The 25,024-nt window shown below is 57.3% G+C and carries 35 protein-coding genes; 4 read left to right on the top strand and 31 right to left on the bottom strand.

Annotated features, from left to right (window positions below; genetic code table 11):
• Nucleotides 1–84: 84 nt before the first annotated feature.
• The 3 genes from ACOTTU_RS11105 to rpsM form a co-directional block, all read right to left on the bottom strand.
• Entirely contained in the window at nt 85–1,101 is a 1,017-nt protein-coding gene (locus tag ACOTTU_RS11105; protein ID WP_298919236.1) for a DNA-directed RNA polymerase subunit alpha, read from the bottom strand.
• Nucleotides 1,102–1,214: 113 nt separating this feature from the next.
• A complete protein-coding gene (rpsK, locus tag ACOTTU_RS11110; protein WP_159974560.1) occupies nt 1,215–1,604 on the bottom strand; it encodes a 30S ribosomal protein S11 in 390 nt (129 codons plus the stop codon).
• Nucleotides 1,605–1,619: 15 nt separating this feature from the next.
• Nucleotides 1,620–1,988, bottom strand: coding sequence for a 30S ribosomal protein S13 (gene rpsM, locus ACOTTU_RS11115; protein WP_298919239.1), 369 nt, complete (start codon nt 1,986–1,988; stop codon nt 1,620–1,622).
• Nucleotides 1,989–2,293: 305 nt separating this feature from the next.
• On the opposite strand from rpsM, the gene ACOTTU_RS11120 reads away from it, so the two are divergent.
• Nucleotides 2,294–3,409, top strand: a complete 1,116-nt coding sequence (locus ACOTTU_RS11120) for a hypothetical protein (RefSeq protein ID WP_425658034.1) — start codon at nt 2,294–2,296, stop codon at nt 3,407–3,409.
• A 33-nt stretch (nt 3,410–3,442) separates the two neighbouring features.
• Here the strand turns inward: ACOTTU_RS11120 and ACOTTU_RS11125 are convergent, their stop codons facing one another.
• From ACOTTU_RS11125 to rplO, 3 genes are all read right to left on the bottom strand, one after another.
• Nucleotides 3,443–4,087 carry an adenylate kinase gene (locus tag ACOTTU_RS11125; RefSeq protein WP_425658035.1) on the bottom strand — a complete coding sequence of 215 codons (645 nt, stop codon included), beginning with the start codon at nt 4,085–4,087 and terminating at the stop codon, nt 3,443–3,445.
• Complete coding sequence (gene secY / locus ACOTTU_RS11130) at nt 4,084–5,451, bottom strand: preprotein translocase subunit SecY (protein WP_298919245.1); 1,368 nt, start codon at nt 5,449–5,451, stop codon at nt 4,084–4,086. The genes ACOTTU_RS11125 and secY overlap by 4 nt, the downstream gene beginning before the upstream one ends.
• Before the next feature lie 120 nt (nt 5,452–5,571).
• Complete coding sequence (gene rplO, locus ACOTTU_RS11135; protein ID WP_298919247.1) at nt 5,572–6,054, bottom strand: 50S ribosomal protein L15; 483 nt, start codon at nt 6,052–6,054, stop codon at nt 5,572–5,574.
• Nucleotides 6,055–6,440: 386 nt separating this feature from the next.
• Between rplO and ACOTTU_RS11140 the strand changes: the two genes are divergently transcribed.
• The gene (locus ACOTTU_RS11140) at nt 6,441–6,686 is read left to right on the top strand and encodes a DUF2188 domain-containing protein (RefSeq protein WP_425658037.1); all 246 of its coding nucleotides are present in this window, start codon (nt 6,441–6,443) and stop codon (nt 6,684–6,686) included.
• 349 nt (nt 6,687–7,035) lie between these two features.
• Here ACOTTU_RS11140 and rpmD read toward each other — a convergent pair whose 3' ends face one another.
• The 13 genes from rpmD to ACOTTU_RS11205 form a co-directional block, all read right to left on the bottom strand.
• Nucleotides 7,036–7,224 carry a 50S ribosomal protein L30 gene (gene rpmD / locus ACOTTU_RS11145; protein WP_298919251.1) on the bottom strand — a complete coding sequence of 63 codons (189 nt, stop codon included), beginning with the start codon at nt 7,222–7,224 and terminating at the stop codon, nt 7,036–7,038.
• Nucleotides 7,225–7,226: 2 nt separating this feature from the next.
• On the bottom strand, nt 7,227–7,805 hold the full coding sequence (rpsE, locus tag ACOTTU_RS11150; protein ID WP_298919253.1) for a 30S ribosomal protein S5: 579 nt from the start codon (nt 7,803–7,805) through the stop codon (nt 7,227–7,229).
• 115 nt (nt 7,806–7,920) lie between these two features.
• Nucleotides 7,921–8,280 carry a 50S ribosomal protein L18 gene (gene rplR / locus ACOTTU_RS11155; protein WP_298919255.1) on the bottom strand — a complete coding sequence of 120 codons (360 nt, stop codon included), beginning with the start codon at nt 8,278–8,280 and terminating at the stop codon, nt 7,921–7,923.
• A gap of 11 nt (nt 8,281–8,291) precedes the next feature.
• A complete protein-coding gene (gene rplF, locus ACOTTU_RS11160) occupies nt 8,292–8,825 on the bottom strand; it encodes a 50S ribosomal protein L6 (protein WP_298919257.1) in 534 nt (177 codons plus the stop codon).
• 10 nt (nt 8,826–8,835) lie between these two features.
• Nucleotides 8,836–9,228: a 30S ribosomal protein S8 gene (gene rpsH, locus ACOTTU_RS11165; RefSeq protein ID WP_195819744.1), complete on the bottom strand. Its 393-nt coding sequence runs from the start codon at nt 9,226–9,228 to the stop codon at nt 8,836–8,838.
• A 12-nt stretch (nt 9,229–9,240) separates the two neighbouring features.
• Nucleotides 9,241–9,546: a 30S ribosomal protein S14 gene (rpsN, locus tag ACOTTU_RS11170; protein ID WP_298919259.1), complete on the bottom strand. Its 306-nt coding sequence runs from the start codon at nt 9,544–9,546 to the stop codon at nt 9,241–9,243.
• Nucleotides 9,547–9,562: 16 nt separating this feature from the next.
• Nucleotides 9,563–10,126 (bottom strand): 50S ribosomal protein L5, encoded by a 564-nt coding sequence (rplE, locus tag ACOTTU_RS11175; RefSeq protein ID WP_298919261.1) that lies wholly within the window; start codon nt 10,124–10,126, stop codon nt 9,563–9,565.
• Nucleotides 10,119–10,430: a 50S ribosomal protein L24 gene (gene rplX / locus ACOTTU_RS11180; protein WP_298919263.1), complete on the bottom strand. Its 312-nt coding sequence runs from the start codon at nt 10,428–10,430 to the stop codon at nt 10,119–10,121. The genes rplE and rplX overlap by 8 nt, the downstream gene beginning before the upstream one ends.
• 2 nt (nt 10,431–10,432) lie before the next feature.
• The gene (gene rplN, locus ACOTTU_RS11185; RefSeq protein WP_011567679.1) at nt 10,433–10,801 is read right to left on the bottom strand and encodes a 50S ribosomal protein L14; all 369 of its coding nucleotides are present in this window, start codon (nt 10,799–10,801) and stop codon (nt 10,433–10,435) included.
• Nucleotides 10,802–10,873: 72 nt separating this feature from the next.
• On the bottom strand, nt 10,874–11,113 hold the full coding sequence (rpsQ, locus tag ACOTTU_RS11190; RefSeq protein ID WP_298919265.1) for a 30S ribosomal protein S17: 240 nt from the start codon (nt 11,111–11,113) through the stop codon (nt 10,874–10,876).
• 11 nt (nt 11,114–11,124) lie between these two features.
• Entirely contained in the window at nt 11,125–11,331 is a 207-nt protein-coding gene (gene rpmC, locus ACOTTU_RS11195) for a 50S ribosomal protein L29 (RefSeq protein ID WP_425658042.1), read from the bottom strand.
• A 304-nt stretch (nt 11,332–11,635) separates the two neighbouring features.
• Nucleotides 11,636–12,289: a hypothetical protein gene (locus ACOTTU_RS11200; RefSeq protein WP_425658044.1), complete on the bottom strand. Its 654-nt coding sequence runs from the start codon at nt 12,287–12,289 to the stop codon at nt 11,636–11,638.
• Nucleotides 12,290–12,407: 118 nt separating this feature from the next.
• Complete coding sequence (locus ACOTTU_RS11205; RefSeq protein ID WP_425658046.1) at nt 12,408–13,073, bottom strand: PAS domain-containing protein; 666 nt, start codon at nt 13,071–13,073, stop codon at nt 12,408–12,410.
• Between the two features lie 571 nt (nt 13,074–13,644).
• Here ACOTTU_RS11205 and ACOTTU_RS11210 point away from each other — a divergent pair.
• Nucleotides 13,645–14,265 carry a TIGR02466 family protein gene (locus ACOTTU_RS11210; RefSeq protein WP_425658048.1) on the top strand — a complete coding sequence of 207 codons (621 nt, stop codon included), beginning with the start codon at nt 13,645–13,647 and terminating at the stop codon, nt 14,263–14,265.
• Between the two features lie 209 nt (nt 14,266–14,474).
• On the top strand, nt 14,475–14,843 hold the full coding sequence (locus tag ACOTTU_RS11215; RefSeq protein WP_425658050.1) for a hypothetical protein: 369 nt from the start codon (nt 14,475–14,477) through the stop codon (nt 14,841–14,843).
• 117 nt (nt 14,844–14,960) lie between these two features.
• Here the strand turns inward: ACOTTU_RS11215 and rplP are convergent, their stop codons facing one another.
• The 12 genes from rplP to fusA form a co-directional block, all read right to left on the bottom strand.
• Complete coding sequence (gene rplP, locus ACOTTU_RS11220) at nt 14,961–15,374, bottom strand: 50S ribosomal protein L16 (protein WP_298919273.1); 414 nt, start codon at nt 15,372–15,374, stop codon at nt 14,961–14,963.
• A 13-nt stretch (nt 15,375–15,387) separates the two neighbouring features.
• Complete coding sequence (gene rpsC / locus ACOTTU_RS11225; RefSeq protein ID WP_298919274.1) at nt 15,388–16,095, bottom strand: 30S ribosomal protein S3; 708 nt, start codon at nt 16,093–16,095, stop codon at nt 15,388–15,390.
• Nucleotides 16,095–16,475 carry a 50S ribosomal protein L22 gene (rplV, locus tag ACOTTU_RS11230; protein ID WP_195819734.1) on the bottom strand — a complete coding sequence of 127 codons (381 nt, stop codon included), beginning with the start codon at nt 16,473–16,475 and terminating at the stop codon, nt 16,095–16,097. Before rplV ends, rpsC begins: the two co-directional genes overlap by 1 nt.
• 3 nt (nt 16,476–16,478) lie before the next feature.
• A complete protein-coding gene (gene rpsS / locus ACOTTU_RS11235; protein ID WP_025059469.1) occupies nt 16,479–16,757 on the bottom strand; it encodes a 30S ribosomal protein S19 in 279 nt (92 codons plus the stop codon).
• Between the two features lie 3 nt (nt 16,758–16,760).
• Entirely contained in the window at nt 16,761–17,603 is an 843-nt protein-coding gene (gene rplB / locus ACOTTU_RS11240) for a 50S ribosomal protein L2 (RefSeq protein ID WP_425658053.1), read from the bottom strand.
• A gap of 294 nt (nt 17,604–17,897) precedes the next feature.
• Complete coding sequence (locus ACOTTU_RS11245) at nt 17,898–18,971, bottom strand: hypothetical protein (protein ID WP_425658055.1); 1,074 nt, start codon at nt 18,969–18,971, stop codon at nt 17,898–17,900.
• 344 nt (nt 18,972–19,315) lie between these two features.
• On the bottom strand, nt 19,316–19,612 hold the full coding sequence (locus ACOTTU_RS11250) for a 50S ribosomal protein L23 (RefSeq protein ID WP_298919281.1): 297 nt from the start codon (nt 19,610–19,612) through the stop codon (nt 19,316–19,318).
• Complete coding sequence (gene rplD / locus ACOTTU_RS11255; RefSeq protein ID WP_425658057.1) at nt 19,609–20,226, bottom strand: 50S ribosomal protein L4; 618 nt, start codon at nt 20,224–20,226, stop codon at nt 19,609–19,611. The genes ACOTTU_RS11250 and rplD overlap by 4 nt, the downstream gene beginning before the upstream one ends.
• Nucleotides 20,223–21,098, bottom strand: a complete 876-nt coding sequence (gene rplC / locus ACOTTU_RS11260) for a 50S ribosomal protein L3 (RefSeq protein WP_298919284.1) — start codon at nt 21,096–21,098, stop codon at nt 20,223–20,225. Before rplC ends, rplD begins: the two co-directional genes overlap by 4 nt.
• An 18-nt stretch (nt 21,099–21,116) precedes the next feature.
• The gene (gene rpsJ, locus ACOTTU_RS11265) at nt 21,117–21,431 is read right to left on the bottom strand and encodes a 30S ribosomal protein S10 (RefSeq protein WP_108838874.1); all 315 of its coding nucleotides are present in this window, start codon (nt 21,429–21,431) and stop codon (nt 21,117–21,119) included.
• A 162-nt stretch (nt 21,432–21,593) separates the two neighbouring features.
• Nucleotides 21,594–22,769 carry an elongation factor Tu gene (gene tuf, locus ACOTTU_RS11270; RefSeq protein WP_298919286.1) on the bottom strand — a complete coding sequence of 392 codons (1,176 nt, stop codon included), beginning with the start codon at nt 22,767–22,769 and terminating at the stop codon, nt 21,594–21,596.
• Between the two features lie 77 nt (nt 22,770–22,846).
• Nucleotides 22,847–24,964 (bottom strand): elongation factor G, encoded by a 2,118-nt coding sequence (gene fusA / locus ACOTTU_RS11275; RefSeq protein ID WP_425658059.1) that lies wholly within the window; start codon nt 24,962–24,964, stop codon nt 22,847–22,849.
• Nucleotides 24,965–25,024 lie beyond the last annotated feature (60 nt).

Consider the following 25,024-nt stretch of genomic DNA (forward strand, 5'->3'; position numbering starts at 1 on the left):
CCGGGTGATGCGTGTCACCCGACTCTCCTTGGGGCCATCTGGCCCTGATTGTCCCCGCCAGACGCGGGCATGATTGAAGACCCCTTAGAAGGAGTCCTCGAATTTCTTGGCCAGATCTTCGATGTTGTCTGGCGGCCAGTCTTCGACATCCATGCCGAGGTGCAGGCCCATGCCCGAAAGCACTTCCTTGATCTCGTTCAGGGATTTCCGACCAAAGTTCGGCGTGCGCAGCATTTCCGCTTCGGTCTTCTGGATCAGATCACCGATGTAGACGATGTTGTCGTTCTTCAGGCAGTTCGCGGAACGCACCGAAAGCTCCAACTCGTCCACTTTCTTCAGAAGCAGCGGGTTGAATTCCAGACCGTCGTCCTCATCCGCGCGAGATGCGGATTCAGGCTCTTCGAAGTTGACGAAGATGCCCAGTTGATCCTGCAGGATACGCGCAGCAAAGGCCACCGCGTCATCCGGCGTGATCGAGCCGTCGGTTTCCACCTTCATGGTCAGCTTGTCATAGTCAAGCACCTGACCTTCACGTGTCGGCTGCACATCATAAGACACTTTCTTGACCGGCGAGTAGATCGCATCAATCGGGATCAGACCGATGGGGGCGTCTTCGGGCTTGTTTTTCTCTGCCGAGACGTAGCCTTTGCCCTGATTGACGGTCAGCTCCATGTAGAGGTCCGCGCCATCGTCGAGGTGGCAAATCACATGTTCGCGGTTCAGCACTTCGATGCCCGCGGATTCGGAAATATCGCCCGCTGTCACGACGCCCGGACCCTTGGCGGAGATCGACAGACGCTTCGGCCCTTCGACTTCCATGCGCAGGGACACACCCTTGAGGTTCAGGATGATGTCGGTCACGTCTTCACGCACACCGGCAACGGAGGAAAACTCGTGCAGCACGTTGTCGATCTGCACGGATGTGATCGCCGCCCCTTGCAGCGAGCTCATCAGCACACGGCGCAGCGCGTTGCCCATGGTCAGACCAAAGCCGCGTTCCAGCGGTTCTGCCATGACGACGGCCTGACGTGCCGGATCATTGCCCGGTTTAACGTCCAGTTGTTGCGGCTTGATCAATTCAGCCCAATTCTTGTGGATCATGCGTCCCTCCATTCCTGTCTAAGCCCCATGTCCGAAAGGCCAAGACTCTCGAGGTTTCAAAAAAGCGGATGGGGGCCGCGAGAATTCCCGCAGCCCCGATAGTCAAAGTCAGCTTAGACGCGGCGGCGCTTCGGCGGACGGCAGCCGTTGTGCGCCATCGGCGTCACATCACGGATCGACGTGATGTTGAAGCCCGCAGCGGCCAACGCGCGCAGGGCGCTTTCACGACCGGAACCCGGACCCTGCACTTCAACTTCCAGCGTTTTCACGCCGTGTTCTTGTGCTTTGCGTCCCGCATCTTCGGCAGCCATCTGGGCCGCGTAAGGTGTGGATTTCCGCGAGCCCTTGAACCCCATGGTGCCCGCAGACGACCAAGAGATCGCATTGCCCTGCACATCGGAGATCAGGATCTTGGTGTTGTTGAAGGAGCTGTTCACATGCGCCACACCTGCGGCGATGTTCTTGCTGGCCTTTTTCTTAACGCGTACTCTGTCACGTGCCATTGGTCAGACCCTCCCTTATTTCTTCTTGCCGGCAATGGCCTTTGCGGGGCCTTTGCGGGTACGAGCGTTGGTATGGGTGCGCTGACCGCGGACCGGCAGGTTACGACGGTGGCGCAGGCCACGGTAGCAACCAAGGTCCATCAGGCGCTTGATGTTCATCTGCGTGTCGCGCCGCAGGTCACCTTCGACGGTGTAGTTGGCGTCGATGTGTTCGCGCACCGAAAGAACTTCGGCGTCGGAAAGCTCATTGACCCGGCGGGATGCGTCGATACCAACCGCTTCGCAAATGGCTTTTGCGGAGGCGTTGCCGATACCGGTGATATATGTGAGGGCGATGGGAACCCGCTTTGCAGTCGGGATGTTTACGCCGGCAATACGTGCCACGTGTCATATTCCTTTTCGTTGCGGGTCCGTAGTTCCAGACCCTTTTTTCACAACGTAAGCCCGAGGCGTATTACGGCATCGGGCGTCAGCTGATCAGGTGATCTCGCGCCGCAGGAGCGACCTGCCTTGCGATTTGATTCTCATTAGAGATAGCGCGTGTTATGGGCTTTTTAAGATGGCGTCAACCCGTCAGGGCGGGCAGGTGGAAAGAGAGCGAAACCCAGACTGCCGCGCCGCAGCGCTGGACGAGAAATACCACCTAACGTAGTGTGATCCGAAGCACTCTTGAAATCGGAATTTCCGGCATGAAAACCGCCCGTCCCCGCCAGCCTGCTATCGCCCCGGACCACGCAGCTCAACCCATACAGGCGCACAGCCGCGCCCCGGCTTCAGGCACATTGGCCGCCCTTCAGCTCACTGCAGACCAAAGTCCTGCCGTCAGCGCCTTGCAAACCCTGCAACGGCGCGCCAGCGCGGTCATTCAGCGGGAAGGAGAAGACCTGCCGGCCCCCGTACCCGCAATTCTCAGCATGGACGGCGACAAGATCGGCAGCGTCTATTTCGATGATGGGCGTATTCGCACCACTCACGTTGCTGGCCCCGAAGACGAACGGGGCGGGCATGGTATGATCGAACGTTACAACATCGATATTGCGCTTGCTGAAGCAACGCACGCAGCAGAGGTCAAGGCGGGTACACATGACGGGCTCGATGATTTTAACGAATGGGCGTCAGTCAGGCTATGGAACAGCGACACTCACCCTTGGGTCATCGCAAAATTGCCGAATGCCGAGGACATGGTCGCCGGTCCAGCCCCTGCGGGCACCATCCTGTTCGAAAACTTTGGCAGCGCTGATGGCGCTTATGAAGGCTACCACCCATCCCGTGGGGCGGCGGTGAAAGAAATGATGGCACCCTCGGACATTGCGGCACTGGAAGTGGCAATCGCGGCAGTGGGGGATGGGAACGCATCGAAAAAGAACCGGGACTTCTTTAAAAAACTGTTGGAAGAGTCGCCTGAGCTCGCCGCGCGGATGCGTCTGCCCGAAGAGATTGACGCGCAGGAGGCAGAATGGTGCCACGAGGACGCGCAGGAAGGCGTTAGAGTGTTGGACATTGTTCTGGGCATTGATGCTACGACGATCTCGCCGGATGAGGATGCTGACAACGTGGGCTACGCGCGCCGCGCCTCGCAGGCGGTTGTCAATGCTGGCGTCGAAGCAACCGTGGCTGTGACCCACGCGCGCGACAAATCATACCGGAGCGATATTCAGGCTGCCGCAGGCATCGAAATCCGTGCCGCAAACGCTGCGGCACGGGCGGCGAAATCAGAAGAGAACGCCAAGGCCCTCATTCCGACTGCGCGGCAAAAGCTCGCAGCAATTCTTGAAGCACGCCGCCCCGCGGTGACAACGGTCTGACACGTTTAGGTTACCGCTGTGCGCCGGTGTGTCTCAGGCGTCAAGAACGGCCTTGATCTCACCCTGCACCGCCTCAATCGCACCCAACCCGTCCACGCGGGCCAGCAGCCCCTTGGCGTAGTAATAGCCGATCAGCGGCGAGGTCTGCTTGTAGTATTCCATCAAGCGGGTCTTGAGGCTTTCCTCATTGTCATCCGCGCGGCGTTTGAATTCGGTGCCGCCGCAGTTGGTGCATTTGCCATCCGCCGGGATCGGCTTGGTGTTGTCATTGTAGACTTCACCGCACATGCCGCAGGTTGACCGGGCAACAATGCGGGCGACCAGGGCTTCGTCGTCCACGCGCATCTCGATGACAGCGTCCAACGTTTCGCCTTCCGCCTCCAGCAACTCTCCCAGCGCGTCGGCCTGTGCCAGCGTGCGTGGGAAGCCGTCAAAGATGAAACCGTTGGCTTTCACGGTCTCCAGCTTTTCGCGAATGAGGCCGATGACGATCTCATCGGTGACCAGCGCGCCGCGCGCCATCACGTCGGCGACCACTTTGCCCATTTCCGTGCCTGAATCCTTGGCCTCGCGCAGCATATCGCCTGTGCTCAACTGCACCATGCCGCGCGTCTCAAAGAGGTGACGCGCCTGCGTCCCTTTACCGGCCCCCGGAGGCCCAAGCAGAATAATGTTCATCGGCGGACAGGACTCCGTTTCTTGCGTGGTTTACCGCCGGTTTTACCGCGCAGCTGGGATTTCTCAAGCAGACCTTCGTATTGGTGCGCCAGAAGGTGGCTTTGCACCTGCTGGATCGTGTCCATGGTCACAGAGACCACAATCAGCACGGAGGTGCCGCCAAAATAGAACGGGATCGCAAACTGGCCGCGCAGGATTTCCGGCAAGAGGCAAACAGCCGCCAGATAGCCAGAGCCCAGAACCAACACGCGGTTGACCACATATTCCAGATATTCGGAAGTCTTTTTGCCGGGACGAATACCGGGGACAAAGCCGTTCTGGTTTTTCAGATTGTCTGCCACGTCATCGGGTTTGAACGATACGTTGAACGTATAGAAATAGGCAAAGAACACGATCATCGCGACAAAGAACAGCAGATACATCGGTTGACCGGGGCCGAAGTTGGCCAGCAGCCAGGACATCACCGGATTGGTCGAATTGCCCGAAAACGTGCTGATCGTGACCGGCAGCAACAGCAGCGAGGAAGCAAAGATCGCCGGGATCACACCTGCGGGGTTGACCTTGACCGGCAGGTGGCTGGAACCGCCATCATAGACCTTCATGCCGACCTGACGGCGCGGATACTGGATATGGATCTTGCGCAGCGCACGTTCCATGAAGACCACAAACATGATGGTGCCAATCACCATCAGCAGCACGCCGATGATCACCGCAGGGCTGATCGCGCCGGAACGGCCCTGGCTGAAGAACTGCGCAATGGCGGCCGGAACCTCGGCAATAATGCCCACAAAGATGATCAGGGAAATCCCGTTGCCGATGCCGCGTGCGGTGATCTGCTCCCCCAGCCACATCAGGAACATGGTGCCGCCCACCAGCGTGATCAGGCAGGACATGCGGAAAAAGAGGCCCGGATCGGTCACGATATCGCCCGCTTCAAGCGAAACCGCCAGCCCGTAGGCCTGCAATGTCGCCAGCGCCACGGTGCCGAAACGCGTATATTGGTTGATCTTCTTGCGGCCCTGCTCGCCCTCTTTTTTCAACTGTTCCAGTTGCGGCACCATCGAGGTCAGAAGCTGCACGATGATCGAGGCCGAGATATAGGGCATAATGCCGAGCGCAAAGATGCCCATCCGCCCCAGCGCGCCGCCGGTGAACATGCTGACCATGCCGCCGATGCCCTGCCCCGCCTGTTCCATGAACTCGCGCAGGGCGACACCGTCGATGCCCGGCACCGGGATAAAGGTGCCCAGCCGGTAGACGATCAGCAGACCAAGGGTGAAAAGGATGCGATTGCGCAGGTCCGTCGCTTTACCCAGCGCGGACCAGCTGGTGTTGGCGGCCATGTTCTCAACGGCAGATACCATGAAGGGCTCTCTTTCGATACGGACACGCCGCCCGGGCCGTTTTCCGGCGGGCGGCGTGAAGGAAAACTCGAAGACTTATGTAAGCGGCGCGGACGCCGCCCACAAGTCCAATCCTGGTGCTTAAGCTTCCGCTTCTGCCGCCGCCGGTGCTGCCACGGTCAGCGAACCGCCCGCTTTGGCCACCGCATCAATGGCAGATTTGGACGCGCCGGTGACTTCAATGGTCAGCTTGCCGGTCACGTCGCCCTTTGCCAGGACGCGAATACCGTCCAGTTTACGGCGCACAAGGCCGCTTTCGATCAGCACATCCTCAGTGATCGCTTTCTTGGCGTCGATCTTCTTGGCGTCGATGAATTTCTGGATCAGGCCCAGGTTCACAACTGCGTATGATTTGCGGTTTGGCTTGTTGAAGCCACGCTTTGGCAGGCGTTGATAAAGCGGCATCTGCCCGCCTTCGTACCCGTTGATCGCCACGCCCGAGCGGGATTTCTGACCTTTGATACCCCGACCACCCATTTTACCGGTGCCGGAACCCGGGCCACGGCCTACGCGCTTACGTTTCTTGGTGGCGCCTGCGTTGTCAGACAGTTCATTCAGTTTCATTGTCGCTTCTCCTGTGGCCGGATGTACCCCCCAGCGACGGGAGCGGGCAAACACGGCGTTTCGATTCTATGATCACCGTTGGGGTGATCGTGGGCGTATAGACCTCATATCTGCTCAGATCAAGCACCCAAAATCGTGCACCAGAGGGCCGCGTCCGACCCGGGGCCGGAGGCCGTCTCTGAAATCGCTCCGGCGGAGCGATTTAGGCCGCAGGGTGCGCCAGCATCGGGAGCGTCGCAGACGCGCCCGCCCATGGGGCGGGTCGGGCGCGGCCCGTGATCGACGATCACGGGCGGAATCCTAGCAGCCGCCCCTCAATTTGGTTTCAATTGAACTTATCGAAAATTTGTTCTATGAACGTTCCAAGAACATATAGGAGCAGCTCGATGTCAAACTACCATATCTCCAAAGACCAAAAGGGTTGGAAAGCAATGAAAGCTGGAGGAGAGAAAGCTTCAGCGCGCGCAACGACGAAGGCGGAAATACAGGAAAGGGCGAAGGCTCTAGCTGAAAACTCAGGTGGCGGTGAAGTCAGGGAGCATGCATCTCGCGATGGATCAGTACATAAGCGTGGTCAAATCATCGACAGCGACACTCACGGAAAGCCCGATCCACGTTCAAGTAAAGGCTGATTGCGAGAGGGGATTGTCTAGTGACAGTGAAGTGGTTGCGATCCCGCGTGACAACATTGACCGGGAGGAGACGACTTTCGGCATCCGCCACCATGGAAAATTTCTTCACCAACTAAGATGCCTTGCGTCACGATGTTTTGCTGATCGAAGGCAACCGGTGTCATTCCGAAAATACAAGCCACTACTACCAATTTTTCAGCGCTTTATCCCTTCAAATACATTTTTCTTTTGCGGTATTAATAAAGATTAACTTAGTTGCCATCTAGCTTTGTACAAGGGGCAATAGCCCTACATGAAAGCGCCCCGCAGTTTCCTGCGAGGCGCTTTCTATTTCAAAACTCCGAAAAACCTAGTCGCGCTCTTCCACGATCTCGACCATGTGGCTGATCGAGTTGATCATGCCGCGTACGCTGGGCGTGTCTTCCAACTCGCGGGTTTTGTGCATTTTGTTCAGGCCCAGGCCGATCAGCGTGGCGCGCTGTTTGGCGGGGCGGCGGATCGGGGAGCCGATCTGTTTTACAACAATAGTCTTGGCCATGCTTACGCCTCCTCAGCCACTTGCGCGGATGTGTCCACGGCGTCTTCACGCTTGGGCAGAATGTCAGCCACTTTCTTGCCGCGACGCTGTGCGACCGACCGTGGGGACGACTCTTTACGCAGACCGTCCATGGTGGCGCGGATCATGTTGTAGGGGTTCTGGGAGCCGATGGATTTGGACACAACGTCCTTGACACCCAGCATTTCGAACACAGCACGCATCGGACCACCGGCAATAATACCAGTACCCTCAGGGGCTGTGCGCATGACCACTTTACCGGCGCCGTGACGGCCTTCCATGTCGTGGTGCAGCGTCCGACCTTCGCGCAGTTGCACGCGGATCATCTGGCGCTTGGCCTGCTCTGTGGCTTTGCGAATGGCCTCAGGGACCTCCTTCGCTTTACCTTTGCCAAAGCCCACACGGCCTTTCTGGTCACCCACAACCACGAGGGCTGCGAAACCAAAGCGCTTGCCGCCTTTTACGGTTTTGGACACGCGGTTGATCGCGACCAGACGGTCGGCGAATTCCGGTGCTTCGTCACGATCACGGCCCCTGCCGCGACGGTTTTCACGTTCTGCCATTGAGAACATCCTTTTATCTGGGCCCGGTTTAAAGCGGAGCGCCCGTTTGTCTCAATCCAGGTGGGCAAAAGCCCCCGGATCATCGAGGTCGCCCGCAGGGGGCGACCTTCAGCTCTTAGATCTTCAGACCACCTTCGCGGGCGGCGTCGGCAACGGCCTTGACCTTGCCGTGAAAGAGGAACCCGCCACGATCAAAATAGGCTTCTTCAACACCGGCTTTTTTCGCACGTTTCGCGATTTCAGCCCCGACCTTGGTGGCCGCTTCGATGTTGTTTTTGCCCACAACACCCAAATCCTTTTCGAGCGTCGAGGCAGCGGCGAGTGTTTTGCCAGCCACATCGTCGATCAATTGGACGGAGATGTTCTTGTTCGAGCGGTGAACCGAAAGGCGCACGCGACCTGCGTTGACCTTGCGGAGTTTGTTCCGAACGCGCAGGCGGCGCTTCAAGAACAGTTGTCTTTTGCTGTTTGCCATGTCTTGCGTCCTTACTTCTTCTTGCCTTCTTTGCGGAAGATGAACTCGCCCTTGTAGCGGATGCCTTTGCCCTTGTAGGGCTCGGGCTTACGCCACGCGCGGATGTTCGCGGCAACCTGACCAACAAGCTGTTCGTCAATGCCTTCCACCACAATCTCGGTTTGTTTCGGAGCGGTTACTGTCACACCCTCGGGCGCTGTATAATCCACGTCGTGGCTGAGGCCGAGGTTCAGCTTCAGGGTGTTGCCCTGCATCTGCGCCCGGTAACCCACACCCTGGATCTCCAGCTCTTTCTTGAACCCTTCGGTGACGCCGGTCACACAGTTCTGAACCTGCGTCCGGGACATGCCCCACTGCTGACGGGCACGCTTGGACTTGCCACGCGGCACAACAGTGATGACGTTGTCTTCGACCTTCAGATCCACATCGTCTGTTGCACTGAACGAACGCGTGCCCTTGGGGCCCTTCACTTCGATGGTCTGACCGCTGACGGAGGCGGATACACCGCTGGGCAGGTCGACCGGTTTTTTACCAATACGAGACATGAGCCCCTCCTTAGAAGACGGTGCAGAGCACTTCGCCACCAACGTTGGCGCTGCGTGCTGCTTGGTCAGACATCACACCCTTGGGGGTGGAGACAATCGACACGCCCAGGCCCTGACGGACAACGGGGATGTCATTGACGCCCATGTAGACGCGGCGACCGGGTTTGGAGACCCGCTTGAGCTCGCGAATGACAGGTTCGCCTTCGTAGTACTTGAGGCTGATCTCGATGGCCGGGTGGCCGTCGGCACCGGTGGTTTTTTCATAGCCACGGATGTAGCCCTCGTCCGCCAGCACATCCAGCACCCAGGCACGTAGCTTGGAAGCGGGTGTATGGACGGTGGATTTGCCGCGCATCGAAGAGTTACGGATGCGTGTCAGCATATCTGCGATAGGATCGTTCATCTGATGCGCTCCTTACCAGCTCGACTTGACCATGCCGGGGATCTGGCCGTTCGAGCCAAGGTCCCGCAGCGCGATCCGCGAAATTTTCAGTTTGCGATAGTAGGCGTGAGGACGGCCCGTCAGCTGGCAGCGGTTGTGCAGACGCACAGCGCTGGAGTTGCGCGGCAGTTTCGCCAGCTTCAGGGAGGCGCGGAAACGCTCTTCCATCGGCTTGCTTTCGTCATTCACGATCTCTTTCAAAGCGGCACGTTTCTCGGCGTATTTCGCCACCAGACGTTCGCGCTTCTTCTCGCGTTCGATCATAGATTTTTTAGCCATGTCTATTCCCTCCCGATCAGCTGTTGAAAGGCATGTTGAAAGCTTTCAACAGGCTCTTTGCTTCAGCGTCGGTTTCCGCCGTTGTGGCGATCACGATGTCCATTCCCCAGTTCTCGTCGATCTTGTCGAAATTGATCTCCGGGAACACAAGGTGCTCTTTGAGGCCCATGGCGTAGTTGCCACGTCCATCGAAAGATTTGCCCGATACGCCACGGAAGTCGCGGACGCGGGGCAGAGCAATTGTGACCAGACGATCGAGGAATTCATACATGCGGTCGCCGCGCAGGGTCACTTTCGCGCCCATCGGCATGTCTTCACGCACCCGGAAACCCGCGATGGATTTCTTGGCCGTTGTGGTCAGCGCCTTCTGGCCTGCAATCAGCGTCAGATCTTCCTGCGCCGATTTGGCTTTCTTGCTGTCACGCACGGCCTCGGCACCGCAGCCAATGTTCAGGACAATCTTGTCCAGACGCGGGATCTGCATGTCGTTCTTGTAGCCGAACTCTTCTTTCATCGCCGGGCGGATGGTCTCCGCATAGGCAGCCTTCAGGCGGGGTGTGTAGGTTGCACTATCAAGCATCGATCACGTCCCCCGTGGTTTTGGCAAAGCGTACTTTCTTGTCGCCGTCCATCTTGAAGCCTACGCGTGTGGCTTTGCCGTTGGCATCCACGATTGCGAGGTTGGACAAATCGAGCGGCATCGCCTTGGGGATACGGCCCCCCTGGCTTTCCTGAGATTGGCGTGTGGCGCGGATGGAGATGTTCACGCCGTCCACGATGGCCTTGTTCGACTTCGGATCCACAGACGAAATGGTGCCTGTCTTGCCCTTGTCCTTGCCGGCCAGCACGATGACCTTGTCACCTTTTTTCAACTTGGCAGCCATGATTACAGCACCTCCGGCGCGAGCGAGATGATTTTCATGAAGTTTTTCGCGCGCAACTCACGTACAACCGGGCCAAAGATACGTGTACCGATCGGCTCGTTGTTGTTGTTGAGAATGACAGCGGCGTTGCGATCAAAGCGGATCGCGGTGCCGTCTTCGCGGCGAACTTCCTTGGCCGTGCGAACGACAACGGCCTTGCGGACGTCACCCTTCTTTACACGACCGCGGGGGATGGCTTCCTTCACCGAGACGACAATGATGTCGCCGACGGAGGCGTATTTACGCTTGGAACCACCCAGAACCTTGATGCACTGAACACGGCGCGCGCCGCTGTTGTCAGCAACATCCAGGTTGGTCTGCATCTGGATCATTTGGTTTCTCCCGACCTTTGGGGGGCCGATGCGTGGCCTTCATCCCCAGGGTTTCGATTAAGCGGTTGGTGCTCAGGCCTCAGCGGCTTCGAGCACTTCCCAACGTTTGGTTTTCGACTTTGGTGCACATTCGATGATGCGGACGCTATCGCCCACTTTGAACGTGTTCTTCTCATCGTGCGCCCGGTATTTCTTGGACTTACGGATGGTTTTTTTCAGAACCGGGTGCGTAAAGCGGCGCTCGACGGACACGGTAACGGTTTGTGCGTTGGCATCAGAAGTGACGACTCCCTGCAGGATACGCTTTGGCATGAGGGCTCTCCTTATTCAGATGCTGCAGCGGTTGCTGCTTTTTGGTTCAGCACAGTCTTCACACGCGCCGCGTCACGGCGGGCCTTGCGGATCTGTGCAGGGTTCTCCAACTGGCCTGTCGCTTGCTGGAAGCGCAGGTTGAAGGAGGCTTTCTTCAGATTGGCCAGCTCTTCACGCAGCTGGTCAGACGTTTTGTCATGCAGTTCTTTGGCGTCCATCGCCCTTTTTCCTTTCAACATCACGAGTAGGCCGCCATGAGGCGTCACCGATGATTCCCGTGGAGTTCATGATGAAGGGGCCGTATAGGCCCATGTCGCGATGATCGCAACCCTTTATTCCCGGCCCAGATAATCGGCTCCGACGGACCGGCGCAAAGATCATCGGCCAGTCGGAATACCCGGTCATTCTCAGCATCTCTTCGGGTCTAGCAAAAGAACAATTGCAGACATGCCAGTGATGCCCCGACCGTTGCGTCACGTTGCGATCCACAGCAATGCCTGCACTGCCTGAGAAATACAGTTGCTAGTCGGGGACGCGCACAAGAATACGGGACGGGAAAGTGACAAAAGATCGCCCATCGGAGAAGACCGGGCGCCATTTCTTGGAGCTCCTTACGCATTTTACCGTCTGACCCAGAAAATACCTTGGATCGGCGGTTACATTATACGATCTGGCAAGCTTTTTGCGTGCTTCCTCCGGCAACGGCTTTGACAAATCGGTACGCGTCCGTCGAATTGCGTGCTGTTCGTTTGTTGATAAATCTATCGACAAACGCGTCAGCCCCTTTTTGATCTGAGTGCCATCAGAAGCGATCACAGCGGCGCGCTGAATGAACTTCCTCCAATGCGTCGATAGAATGGGGAAATTGTATATCCCACCGCAGATGAACGTTTTACCGTTCACATTTACAACCTTATGTAACGCAAGCGTGCCGTAGGTCTGCTTTCCATTGACGACGTTACGCGGCCCAAACGGCGTGACCACGAAGCTCTCATCAATCTGCATGGACTTTAGTCTTTGCGCCAGTGCGGGATTAACCGCCAAACAAAGCAAAAATAACACCGATAAACGTAACAGACGCGTGCGCATAAACCACCTATAACCTATTGTTTCAACGACACTAAAGCTCGCATTCGCGTCTACAGATTGCAAGCGCAAAGCCGCAATCTGCGGCATATCTCTTTGGCATGGTTCATGAGATTGACGCGTAGATTGATCCATCGGGGCGCGACTTGGCACCGAATAGCCTCGTTCCGTGTTTTGCGGCGCAAAATCCTCACGCCGACAACACAGATCAGAGCCGGGCTTTCTGCCGCAGGATGCAATTCCTGATCCGCGCGGCCACGGCCTCCGCCTGCATCACAAGTGCCTGACGCGCCTTGGCCTCTTGATCTCGAAGCTTCATGCACATCTGCGCGGCGTTCTCAAATTGACTGTAATAACTGCGCTCAATTTGGCGGCGTCGCAGCCCGAAGTTGAATTCGTTCTGGCACCCCATCAGCAAACACCGGTCAGGAAAAAACCAGATCGGCCGGATCGCCAGCAGATTTTGGAACCGCATACCATTTGCCTTGTAGTTGACGATGATCGCCTCGGTTGCCCGGCATCTTTCGACAGCGTCCCGTATCTTTGCAATCTCATCACGGTCGGTGTCTTCACCTTGCAGAAATCTGCAATTGCTTCCCACCAGCACGGACGACCGGAAGCCCGTCAAGTGTTCGAAAGCACTGTTGGCAAACACGAGGGGGCAGTCGGGCAACGTCGGGTCAGAAAATGTGATTGGAACCTTCATCCCACTGGCGACGTTGAAAATCCGCGTCTCGCCTTCGGAATACGCCGCCTGACGGCTCTGATCAAAGGCTGTCAGCGTTTCGAGATGGGTGTCTCTCTGGATGATGTTCGCTACTGGTTGGTATGCTTTCTTCCGCTTGTCGTTGATCGGGGCCGTTTGGACGTTCATGATTTCCTCAAGAGTACTTTTCGCAGATATTTTTTTAGGAATGGTTAACGTCGTGTTAATGACGACCCGGGAACACAGGTTGACGTAGGGTTAACCGGCGATTTTTCCGACAGCTGTTGCAAAGCACCGCTTCGTCAGGTGCAAGCGTGCCTCCCGACGCCATTCAACTCAGACATGGCACCCTCGCCAGCCACTCAAGCGCCGAAATCGGCACAACAGATGGCGATGTATGTGTGACACCTGCTGCCACATCGAATTTGCCGCCCCCTTCAGAGCAGGGCCAAAGTCTCTACCCGGGGGCCCCACGCCACCACCCCCTGTGCGCAGTAACGGACAATTAATCCTTCTCTACCGTCCGGCCTATTAACCCCACCCTCCGCGGATTTTCGGTGCACGGCCTGTGCACGTTCTGTGCACGGATGGAAGATCACTCAAAACCTCTTTTTTTCAGGCATTAACTGGCGTTCCGGACCCGCCGCTCGCGACTCCGAATTTGCGTGCATCGGAGTGTTGCGCGGTCGCGCCCTTAACCCCTCTCGCCAGCGCCGCGTCGCTCGGCTAAGACAGGATCATGTCCACAATCGAATCCCTCTTCGTCACCCGCCTCTACCGTGCCGCTCTCTCGGAGCACGGCAAACCCATTGATACAGCAGAGCTCGAAGCCTCCTGCTGGTCCATCGCCGAAGATGACGAGGCGGGGCAGAACTGGTGTGATGACAACGGCTATCCCGGCTACACCAGCTACGCCTCGCTGACCGACCTGCCCTACCGCTTCCCGATCTTCAAAGATCTGGTCAAGTGTCTCGACAAACACGTGAAATCTTTCGCCAAGGACCTCGCTTTCGATCTTGGCGACAGACCCCTGAAACTCGAAGACATCTGGATCAACATCCTGCCCCCCGGCGGCATCCACACCAGCCACATCCACCCGCATTCGGTGATCAGCGGCACCACCTACGTCGCCGTCCCTCTCGGTGCCAGTGCCCTAAAACTCGAAGACCCGCGCCTGGGCCTAATGATGGCCGCCCCCCCGCGCCGGAAAGACGCCCCCGCCGAGTTGCAGACCTTCTCCTATGTCACCCCCGAACCCGGAGACGTGCTCCTCTGGGAAAGCTGGCTCCGCCACGAAGTCCCGCTCAACATGGCGGAAGAAGAACGGATTTCCGTCTCATTCAATTACAGCTGGGCTTAGGCCCAGCCAATTGAATGAGGCGCGCGCGGTGTAGCGGGTTTTAACAGAAAACCTGCGGGTCGGCACTCGGAAAGCTGTCTTGGGACTTCCGATAGAACAGCGCTTGTCACTCAGGCAACCCGGAAAGTCGCGATCCAATCTTAAGCCCTGAAACAGTTCGTAGAGTATTAGGGTTGCATCAAAATAATTTAGCGGTGCAATCTTACCGGATGACATACTTTGGATTTACCGAATGGAGTGTGCGATCGTTAATCCAAAAATATGATCAAGACCGTTTAGTATATGTGTTTTTCTGGTTCCCAGTTTATCAAATTATCACTATTCTGGCTGTCCTTTCAGCTGTCCTTCTTTGTGGGGTCGCAAAATCCACCGCCTTTGAAGTTCCTGTAGTCATAGGTTCTGGTATAGCTTTAGCCGCCTTATTTCTTCCGAGTTGGCACTTAAGCACATTATTACTTACCGTCACTTTCTTCGACGTTTTAGCGCGGATAGGACTGCCCGGCATGTTTTGGATAAGAAACCAAGTTGTGGAACCGGTTAACTGGTTTCGACAAAAAGTGGGTTTGCCGCAAGAATAGAAAAAGCCCCCGCTGATTTCTCAACGAGGGCTTCTAAATCCACCGGGGCGGAACGCGCATTTACACGTAAATACGCTGCCTCCGCCTCGTCGTTCCCGCAGTGCGGAAACGACGGAGTTACCAGTCCTCGCGAACCACGACCCGGGTTTTGATCGGCAGTTTCATTGCCGCCAGACGCAGGGCCTCGCGGGCGATGTCGTCATTCACACCGTCGATTTCGAACATCACGCGACCGGGTTTGACCTTGGCCGCCCAACGATCGACCGAGCCTTTACCTTTACCCATACGGACTTCGATGGGTTTGGCCGTGACCGGCACATCCGGGAAGATCCGGATCCAGACCCGGCCCTGACGTTTCATGTGACGCGTCATCGCGCGGCGGGCCGCTTCGATCTGACGTGCTGTGACCCGCTCGGGTTCAATCGCCTTGAGACCATAGGTGCCGAAGTTCAGGTCAGACCCACCCTTCGCCAGACCCTTGATCGAGCCCTTGAACTGTTTGCGGAATTTCGTGCGTTTTGGCTGTAGCATCTGTCATTCCCCCTTAGCGACGGCCGCCTGCACCGCGAGGTGCTGGGCCATCCTGGAGTTCTTGTGCTTTGCGGTCACGCGCCGCCGGATCATGTTCCATGATCTCGCCTTTGAAGATCCAGGTCTTGATCCCGATGATGCCGTAGGCAGTTGTTGCCTCGACATGTGCGTAATCGATGTCAGCACGCAAAGTGTGCAAAGGCACGCGACCTTCGCGGTACCACTCGGTCCGCGCGATTTCCGCGCCGCCCAGACGGCCCGCAACGTTCACACGGATGCCCAGGGCCCCCATGCGCATCGCGTTTTGCACGGCACGTTTCATGGCGCGGCGGAAGGACACCCGGCGCTCCAGCTGTTGTGCAATGCTCTCACCAACGAGTTGTGCATCCAGTTCCGGCTTGCGAACTTCAACGATGTTGAGGTGCAGCTCGCTGTCGGTCATCTTGGCGATTTTCTGACGCAGACCTTCGATGTCCGCCCCTTTCTTGCCGATGATAACACCGGGGCGGGCTGTGTGGATCGTCACGCGGCATTTTTTATGCGGACGCTCAATGATCACACGGGCCACACCGGCCTGTTTGCACTCTTCTTTGATGAAATCACGGATCGCGATGTCTTCCAGCAGAAGATCACCGTAATCTTTGGTGTCGGCATACCAGCGGCTGTCCCAGGTGCGGTTCACCTGCAGGCGCATGCCAATCGGATTGACTTTGTTACCCATTAGGCTTGCTCCTCTACCTGACGCACTTTGATCGTGATTTCCGAGAACGGCTTGATGATCTTGCCGAAACGTCCACGGGCCCGTGGACGACCGCGCTTCATGGTCAGGTTTTTACCCACATAGGCCTCTGCGACGACCAGCTCGTCCACGTCGAGGTTGTGGTTGTTTTCCGCGTTCGCGATGGCGGACTGAAGACATTTCTTCACATCCAATGCGATCCGTTTCTTGGAGAAGGTCAGGTCCGTCAGGGCCTTGTCCACCTTCTTGCCCCGGATCATCGCGGCGACGAGGTTCAGTTTCTGCGGGCTTGTACGAAGCATGCGCAGTTTTGCCATGGCTTCGTTGTCAGCCACGCGGCGGGGATTTTTATCCTTGCTCATGGCTTACTTCCGCTTCGCTTTTTTGTCCGCAGCATGACCGTAATAGGTCCGCGTTGGCGAATATTCACCAAACTTCTGACCGATCATTTCTTCGGATACGTTAACTGGGATGTGCTTGTGGCCATTGTAGACACCGAAGGTCAAACCCACGAACTGCGGCAGGATTGTCGAGCGGCGCGACCAGATCTTGATCACTTCGTTGCGGCCGCTTTCGCGGGACGCTTCGGCCTTTTTCAACACATAAGAGTCGACAAAAGGACCTTTCCATACTGAACGAGACATGAATTAACGTCCCTTCTTCTTGGCGTGCCGCGAGCGCAGAATGAGCTTGCTGGACGCTTTGTTCTTGTTCCGGGTCTTTGCACCCTTTGTCGGCTTGCCCCATGGGGTTACCGGGTGACGACCACCAGAGGTCCGACCTTCACCACCACCATGCGGGTGATCGATCGGGTTCATGACAACACCACGCACAGACGGGCGGACGCCCTTGTGACGCATGCGGCCCGCTTTACCGTAGTTCTGGTTGGAGTTGTCTGGATTGCTGACCGCACCAACGGTGGCCATGCATTCCTGACGCACCAGACGCAGCTCGCCCGAGCTCAGACGGATTTGCGCGTAGCCACCGTCACGACCCACGAACTGGGCGTAGGTACCGGCGGCACGGGCGATCTGCCCCCCCTTGCCGGGCTTCATCTCGATGTTGTGCACGATTGTCCCGATGGGCATGCCCGAGAAGGGCATCGCGTTACCGGGCTTGATGTCTGCTTTTGCGCTTGCGACCACGCTATCACCCACAGCCAGACGCTGCGGTGCCAGAATGTAGGCCTGCTCGCCGTCTTCGTATTTCACAAGGGCGATGAAAGCTGTCCGGTTAGGGTCATATTCGATGCGCTCGACCGTGGCCGTCACATCCATTTTGTTCCGCTTGAAGTCAACGATCCGGTAGAGGCGTTTTGCCCCGCCGCCTTTGCGGCGCATCGTGATCCGTCCGGTGTTGTTCCGTCCGCCGTTCTTGGTCAAGCCTTCGGTGAGGGCTTTGACCGGGCGGCCTTTCCAGAGCTCCGAACGGTCGATCAGTACCAGCCCACGCTGGCCCGGCGTCGTCGGTTTATACGACTTGAGTGCCATGTTGTCTGTCTTCCGTTTTGCTTATGCGGCGGGTTGCCCCACCTATGGTATGAAGGCCCCCGTAGGTGCCCGATTTAGATGCCCTTTCGGACAACAACGAAGCCCCGGACGAATCCGGGGCCTTGCCGATGGGCTCTCTTAGGGGATTGGGTCTGTAGGGTCAAGCGAGGCAAAGCCACGCTTTATGCTTTTTGCTGAATTTTATCGTCGCCGGGACCGGCCTCCTTGTCAGCTTTTGCTTAAAGGGCCGAATGGCTCACCGGAATGTGCGGCCTTGCTGATCAATGAGGCGAACTAGTCTATCTCGCTGAGCGCCTCTGCATCAACCTTCTGACTGTTGAAGAGCCGGGCAAAGAAACCTACCTGAGGCTCTTCGATTTCTTCTACAGCTTTGGGTCGGCCCGCCAACCAGACCTCAATTCTCTCTGTGTTGGTCGAATTTTGGGAGAAGTCGCGGGCCTCAACGCCAAGATTACTTGCCACGTTTTGAGCGACGCTTGCGTTTTGTGGGCTGTAGTAACGCAAATGCGTGGCTGAGACGCGAAAGTTCTCGCGCCCGATTGCTGCGACAGCGATGCCCGCGTCTTCCAGCGTGGAGACATAGGCCTGCAACCTGCCGTTGGAAATGCCGTCAGGTGCGTGGATATAGAACAGCAAGCGATCCGTTGTGAACGCATCGTAGACCATTTCATCGGTGTCGGTTGCGGATAGATCAGGCAAAGAGCGCAGGTTGAGCGCGGCGGCAGGCTCCGTATCTGCGCGCATGTATTGCACGGCTGAGATCGCGGGTAGACTGATGTTTTCGACCTGCACGGGGGATGGTTCCACCACGGTCAGCGGCATGTCCAGAACGTCGGGAATGTTGCCGGCGTCCGCAAGGACCGCATCTATCACCACAGGCTTTGCGGGCGGCGGGCTTTCCTCAAGAGGCGGCGTCACGGTTGCGACCTTTTGTGTCTGCACGGTCAGTACGGGATCGGGCACCGGGTCAACGGTCACAACCCGCGACGCACCAACACCCGTCAGGGCACCAATGCCAAGCGTAACGCCAAGACCCAAGCCTGCCGCGCCGAAAAACACCAACATCAGAACGCGCGCATTGGCGTGTATAACGCCGAGCCAGAACCCTGTCCGCTCGTGGTTTCCAGGCTCCGGCTCTTCGCCCGGCACATTTCCTTTGGGTATCGATGGATCTAATGGCGTGTCCTCAGGGCCGCTACGGCGTCGCGATGAAAGGAGCCTGTTGCGTTTGGCCCGTGCCTCACTCAGGCGATCTTTCCAACCCGCTTCAAATACCGGATGCTCCGTCGCCCCGGGTTCACCTTCAGGTATCGGTTCGGTACCGCCGCTTGCTTCCATATTCGACACAACATCGACCTCTCGAAGAGATGAAATTTTTGAACCTACTGGACATTCAAAAACGTTCCGCTGCGCGGCACTGAGAACAGACTCTTCACAAGCGATTAGAATAGCACGGAAAAAATGCTGGTTGGTGGCCGGTTTGCTACACAATCCTCGAAAAGTGAAACCGCACCACAACCTGTGAGTGCATGACAACTGTGGCCGTTTTGTTGTCAACTGACACCAGGGAACCTGTGGATCAGAGCCAATCCAACCGGACCTCACAACGCCTTGGTTAATTTGAAGGGCTCAAACAAAAAAAACCCCAGCCTCTTACGAGGCCAGGGTTTCACATAGATATTGCGAGCAACTTAGAGGCCGGTGGACACGTCAATCGTGTTGCCGGCTTCCAGCGTCACATAGGCTTTCTTGACGTCTTTCCGCTTGCCGAGTTGGCCGCGGAAACGCTTCACCTTGCCTTTGGTGATCGTGGTGTTGACCGCTTTGACCTTCACACCAAAGAGCGCTTCAACAGCCTCCTTGATCTGGGGTTTGTTGCTGTCCATAGCCACTTCGAAGACAACCGCGCCATTTTCGGATGACATGGTGGCTTTCTCGGTAATGATCGGCTTGCGGATCACATCGTAATGTTCTGCCTTGGCACTCATTTCAAGCGAGCCTCCAGTGCTTCGACACCCGCCTTCGTGATCACCAGCGTATCACGCTTGAGGATATCATATACGTTTGCGCCCATTGTCGGCAGGATATCCAGACCGTCAATGTTGCGCGCGGCTTGGGCGAAGTCCTCGTTCACAGACGCACCGTCGATGACCAACGCGCGTTTCCAGCCCAGGTTTGCGACCTGTTTGGCCAGAGCGGCAGTTTTTCCTTCGGAGGAGGCCTCGTCGATGATCACGAGTTCGCCTGCTTTCATTTTAGCAGAGAGCGCGTGACACAGACCCAGCTTGCGGAACTTCTTGGTCAACTCGTGACCGTGGCTGCGCGGGGTCGGGCCCTTGTAGATACCACCACCGCGGAAGATCGGCGCGTTGCGGGAGCCGTGGCGTGCGCCGCCGGTGCCCTTCTGACGATAGATCTTCTTGGTCGAATAGCTGGTTTCCGAACGGGTCCTGACCTTGTGCGTGCCAGCCTGCGCGTTGTTACGCTGCCAGCGCACGACGCGGTGCAGGATGTCCGCGCGCGGCTCCAGACCGAAAAGCGCCTCGTCCAGCTCTACCGAACCGGCTTTCTTGCCGTCGAGTTTGATGACATCGAGTTTCATGCGTCACCTTCTTTCTTGTCTTCGCCAGCTTCGGGTGCATCATCCGCCTTGTCCGCTGCGATTTCCGCTTCTGCAGCTTTCAGCGCTTCGGCTTCCGCGGCGGCTTGTTCTTCAGCCAGACGCTTGGCTTCTGCTTCGGCCTCGGCGGCAGCAGCAGCGGCGGCTTCTTCAGCGGCTTTTGCAGCTTCCTCGGCAGCAGATTTCAAAGCAGCAGGCAGAATCGCATTCTCAGGGAATGGTTTCTTGACCGCATCCTTGACTGTAACCCAGCCCCCTTTTGAGCCCGGCACAGCGCCTTTGACCATGATCAGGCCCCGGTCTGTGTCTGTGCGCACGACCTGCAGGTTCTGCGTGGTGACACGGGCAGCGCCCATGTGACCGGCCATTTTCTTGCCTTTGAAAACCTTGCCCGGATCCTGACACTGGCCCGTGGAGCCGTGCGACCGGTGAGAGATCGATACACCGTGCGACGCGCGCAGACCGCCGAAGTTGTGGCGCTTCATCGCACCGGCAAACCCTTTACCGATGGAGGTGCCCGCCACGTCAACGAACTGACCCTCAAAGTAGTGATCCGCGATGATTTCTTCGCCAACACCGATCAGGTTCTCTTCGTCTACGCGGAACTCAGCCACTTTACGCTTGGGTTCCACTTTCGCAGAAGCGAAGTGGCCCCGCATGGCCTGGCTTGTCCGCTTGGCTTTGGCCACACCGGCACCGAGTTGAACAGCTGTGTAGCCATCCTTTTCAACGGTCCGCTGGGCCACGACCTGCAGCTTATCGAGTTGAAGAACGGTCACAGGGATTTGTTTGCCGTCTTCCATGAACAGCCGGGTCATCCCGACTTTTTTTGCAATAACGCCTGAGCGCAACATGAAATTACCCTCCTACGTTTACGATTGCAGCTTGATCTCGACGTCCACGCCAGCGGCGAGATCGAGCTTCATCAGCGCGTCTACGGTCTGGGGCGTCGGATCAACGATATCCAGCAGGCGCTTATGCGTGCGGATTTCGAACTGGTCACGAGATTTCTTGTCGACGTGGGGACCACGCAGAACAGTGAATTTTTCAATCTTGTTCGGCAGCGGAATTGGGCCGCGAACAGATGCGCCGGTTCGCTTGGCGGTGTTGACGATTTCCTGCGTGGACGCATCCAGCACACGATAGTCAAACGCCTTCAGCCGAATGCGAATGTTTTGGCTTTGAATTGCCATTTTCTATTTCCCTAACGATGGGTCTGTAAACGGAGAGGAAGAGCAGCCTTATTGCCACCCTTCGTCGCGTCTTTGTGCGTCTCGAGACCTGGATCCCGAAATGGCTGGGGTGCCGAATATGACCCGGCACCCCGAATGTCCAGAGCGAGTTGGAAACTACTCCGTAATTTTGCTGACGACGCCGGCGCCGACGGTGCGGCCGCCTTCGCGGATGGCGAAGCGCAGGCCGTTTTCCATGGCAATCGGTGCGATCAGTTCAACGCCGAAAGACACGTTGTCGCCCGGCATCACCATCTCGGTGCCTTCGTTCAGCTGAACCGTGCCCGTCACATCCGTCGTACGGAAGTAGAACTGCGGACGATAGTTCGCGAAGAACGGCGTGTGACGGCCACCCTCATCCTTGGTCAGGATGTAGGCTTCGGCTTCGAACTTGGTGTGCGGCGTCACGGAACCCGGCTTGCAGAGCACTTGGCCGCGTTCCACACCTTCACGATCGATACCGCGCAGCAGGGCGCCGATGTTGTCACCCGCTTCACCGCGATCCAGCAGTTTGCGGAACATTTCAACACCCGTACAGGTGGTTTTCTTGGTGTCGCGGATGCCGACGATTTCGATCTCGTCGCCCACGTTGATCACGCCACGCTCGACACGGCCGGTCACAACGGTACCGCGACCGGAAATCGAGAACACGTCTTCCACAGGCATCAGGAACGGCTGGTCAACCGCGCGCGCCGGTGTCGGGATGTATTCGTCAACCGCTGCCATCAATTCGCGAATCTTCGCTTCGCCAATCTCCGGGTTGTTGCCTTCCATCGCCGCCAGGGCCGAGCCCGCGATGATCGGAATATCGTCGCCGGGATACTCGTAAGAGCTCAGCAGCTCGCGGATTTCCATTTCCACCAGTTCCAGCAGCTCTTCGTCGTCCACCTGGTCGACCTTGTTCATGAAGACAACCATGTAAGGAATGCCCACCTGACGGCCGAGCAGGATGTGCTCGCGGGTCTGGGGCATCGGGCCGTCAGCTGCGTTCACAACCAGGATCGCGCCGTCCATCTGCGCCGCACCGGTGATCATATTTTTCACATAGTCCGCGTGGCCGGGGCAGTCGACGTGTGCGTAGTGACGCGCGTCGGTTTCATATTCCACGTGCGCTGTGGAAATGGTGATCCCGCGGGCTTTCTCTTCCGGCGCGCCATCAATCTGGTCATAGGCCTGAAAATCGCCAAAATACTTCGTGATCGCAGCCGTCAACGTCGTCTTGCCGTGGTCAACGTGACCAATCGTGCCGATGTTTACGTGCGGTTTCGTACGTTCAAACTTTGCCTTTGCCATGGTGGCCTCTCCTTAGTGTTCTGGTGAGCGGCAATCCCGCTCGAAGTTGGATCGAGGCGCCCGAAGGCGCCCCGGTGTTATGCGAATTTCGCTTGAATCTCGTCAGAGATGTTCTGTGGTACCGGCTCGTAGTGGTCGAACTGCATTGTGAAGTTCGCACGACCCGACGACATCGACCGCAGCGTGTTGATGTAGCCGAACATGTTGGCCAGCGGCACAAATGCATCAATGGCAATCGCGTTACCGCGTGTGTCCTGACCCTGCACCTGACCGCGACGGGATGTGAGGTCGCCGATGATGCCACCGGTGTATTCCTCAGGCGTCACAACTTCGACCTTCATGATCGGCTCGAGCAGTTTCGCGCCGGCTTTCTTCATGCCTTCGCGCATGCCCATACGGGCGGCGATTTCAAAGGCCAGAACCGAAGAGTCCACATCGTGGAATTTACCGTCGATCAGGGCCACCTTGAAATCGATCACCGGGAAGCCGGCCAGGGGGCCACTGTCCATGACCGACTGGATGCCTTTTTCAACACCCGGAATGTATTCTTTCGGAACAGCACCGCCCACGATGCGGCTTTCAAAGGAATAGCCTTCACCCGGCTCCGTCGGAGAGATGATCATTTTCACCTCGGCGAACTGACCCGAACCGCCCGACTGTTTCTTGTGCGTGTAGGTGTGCTCGACCTCGTGACCAATGGTCTCGCGGTAGGCAACCTGCGGCGCACCGATGTTGGCCTCAACCTTGAATTCACGCTTCAGACGGTCCACCAGGATGTCGAGGTGCAATTCACCCATGCCCTTCATGATGGTCTGACCGGATTCCAGATCCGTTTCCACGCGGAAAGACGGGTCTTCGGCAGCAAGACGTTGCAGACCTGTGGACATCTTCTCTTGGTCAGCCTTGGTTTTTGGCTCAACCGCAATCTCGATCACCGGATCAGGGAAGGTCATGGTTTCCAGAACGACCGGATCGTTGACAGCGCAGAGCGTGTCCCCGGTTGTAGTGTCTTTCAGACCCGCCAGCGCAATGATGTCGCCCGCGAAGGCTTCCGTGATCTCTTCGCGATCGTTGGAGTGCATCATCATCATCCGGCCAACGCGCTCTTTACGCTCTTTGGTCGAGTTCAGCAGCGTGTCACCCTTGTTCAACACACCGGAATAGACGCGTGTGAAGGTCAGCGTGCCGACGAAGGGGTCATTCATGATCTTGAACGCCAGAGCAGAGAACGCCATGTTGTCGTCCGCGCGGCGTGCGATGTCACGGGTTTCTGTCTCGTCACCGGGTTTGAAGCCCATGTAATCAACCACATCCATCGGCGACGGCAGGTAATCGATCACAGCGTTGAGCAGCGGCTGAACGCCTTTGTTCTTGAACGCGGACCCGCAAAGAACCGGGATAAACTTGATGGCCAGCGTTCCGGCGCGGATCAGACGGCGCAGCGTCGGTACATCAGGCTCTTCGCCTTCGAGATACATCATCATCGCATCGTCGTCCATTTCGACGGCGGTTTCGATCATCTTGCCACGCCATTCTTCGGCTTGCGCCTTCAGGCTGTCGCGGATTGGCTTTTTCACCCAGGAAGCGCCCAGATCTTCGCCTTCCCAGACCCACTCTTCCATGGTGACCAGATCGATCATGCCTTCGAGCTCGTTCTCGGCCCCAATCGGGATCTGAATCGGGCACGGCGTCGCACCGGTACGGTCCTGGATCATGTGAACGCAGTTAAAGAAGTCTGCGCCGATCTTGTCCATCTTGTTGACGAACACGATGCGCGGAACTTTGTAGCGATCCGCCTGGCGCCAGACCGTTTCTGTCTGTGGCTCGACACCGGCGTTGGCATCCAGAACGGCAACTGCGCCGTCGAGAACCGCCAGCGAACGCTCAACCTCAATAGTGAAGTCAACGTGGCCGGGCGTGTCGATAATGTTCATGCGGTGCTTGGGCGTGTCCGCGGTCGCACCGTCCTCGGTGCGCTCCCAGAAGGTTGTTGTCGCCGCAGATGTGATGGTAATGCCGCGTTCCTGCTCCTGCTCCATCCAGTCCATGGTGGCCGCACCATCGTGCACCTCACCGATGTTGTGGGATTTGCCTGTGTAATACAGGATGCGTTCCGAACAGGTTGTTTTACCGGCATCAATGTGCGCCATGATGCCAAAGTTGCGGTAGCGGTCGAGCGGATAGTCGCGTGCCATGGGGCTGCTTCCTTGAGGTATCTAAAACGGATCATCGCGCCCCAATAGGGCGCGACTGTA

This window comes from Roseobacter sp. EG26 (genome assembly GCF_049830555.1).
Classification (GTDB): domain Bacteria; phylum Pseudomonadota; class Alphaproteobacteria; order Rhodobacterales; family Rhodobacteraceae; genus Roseobacter.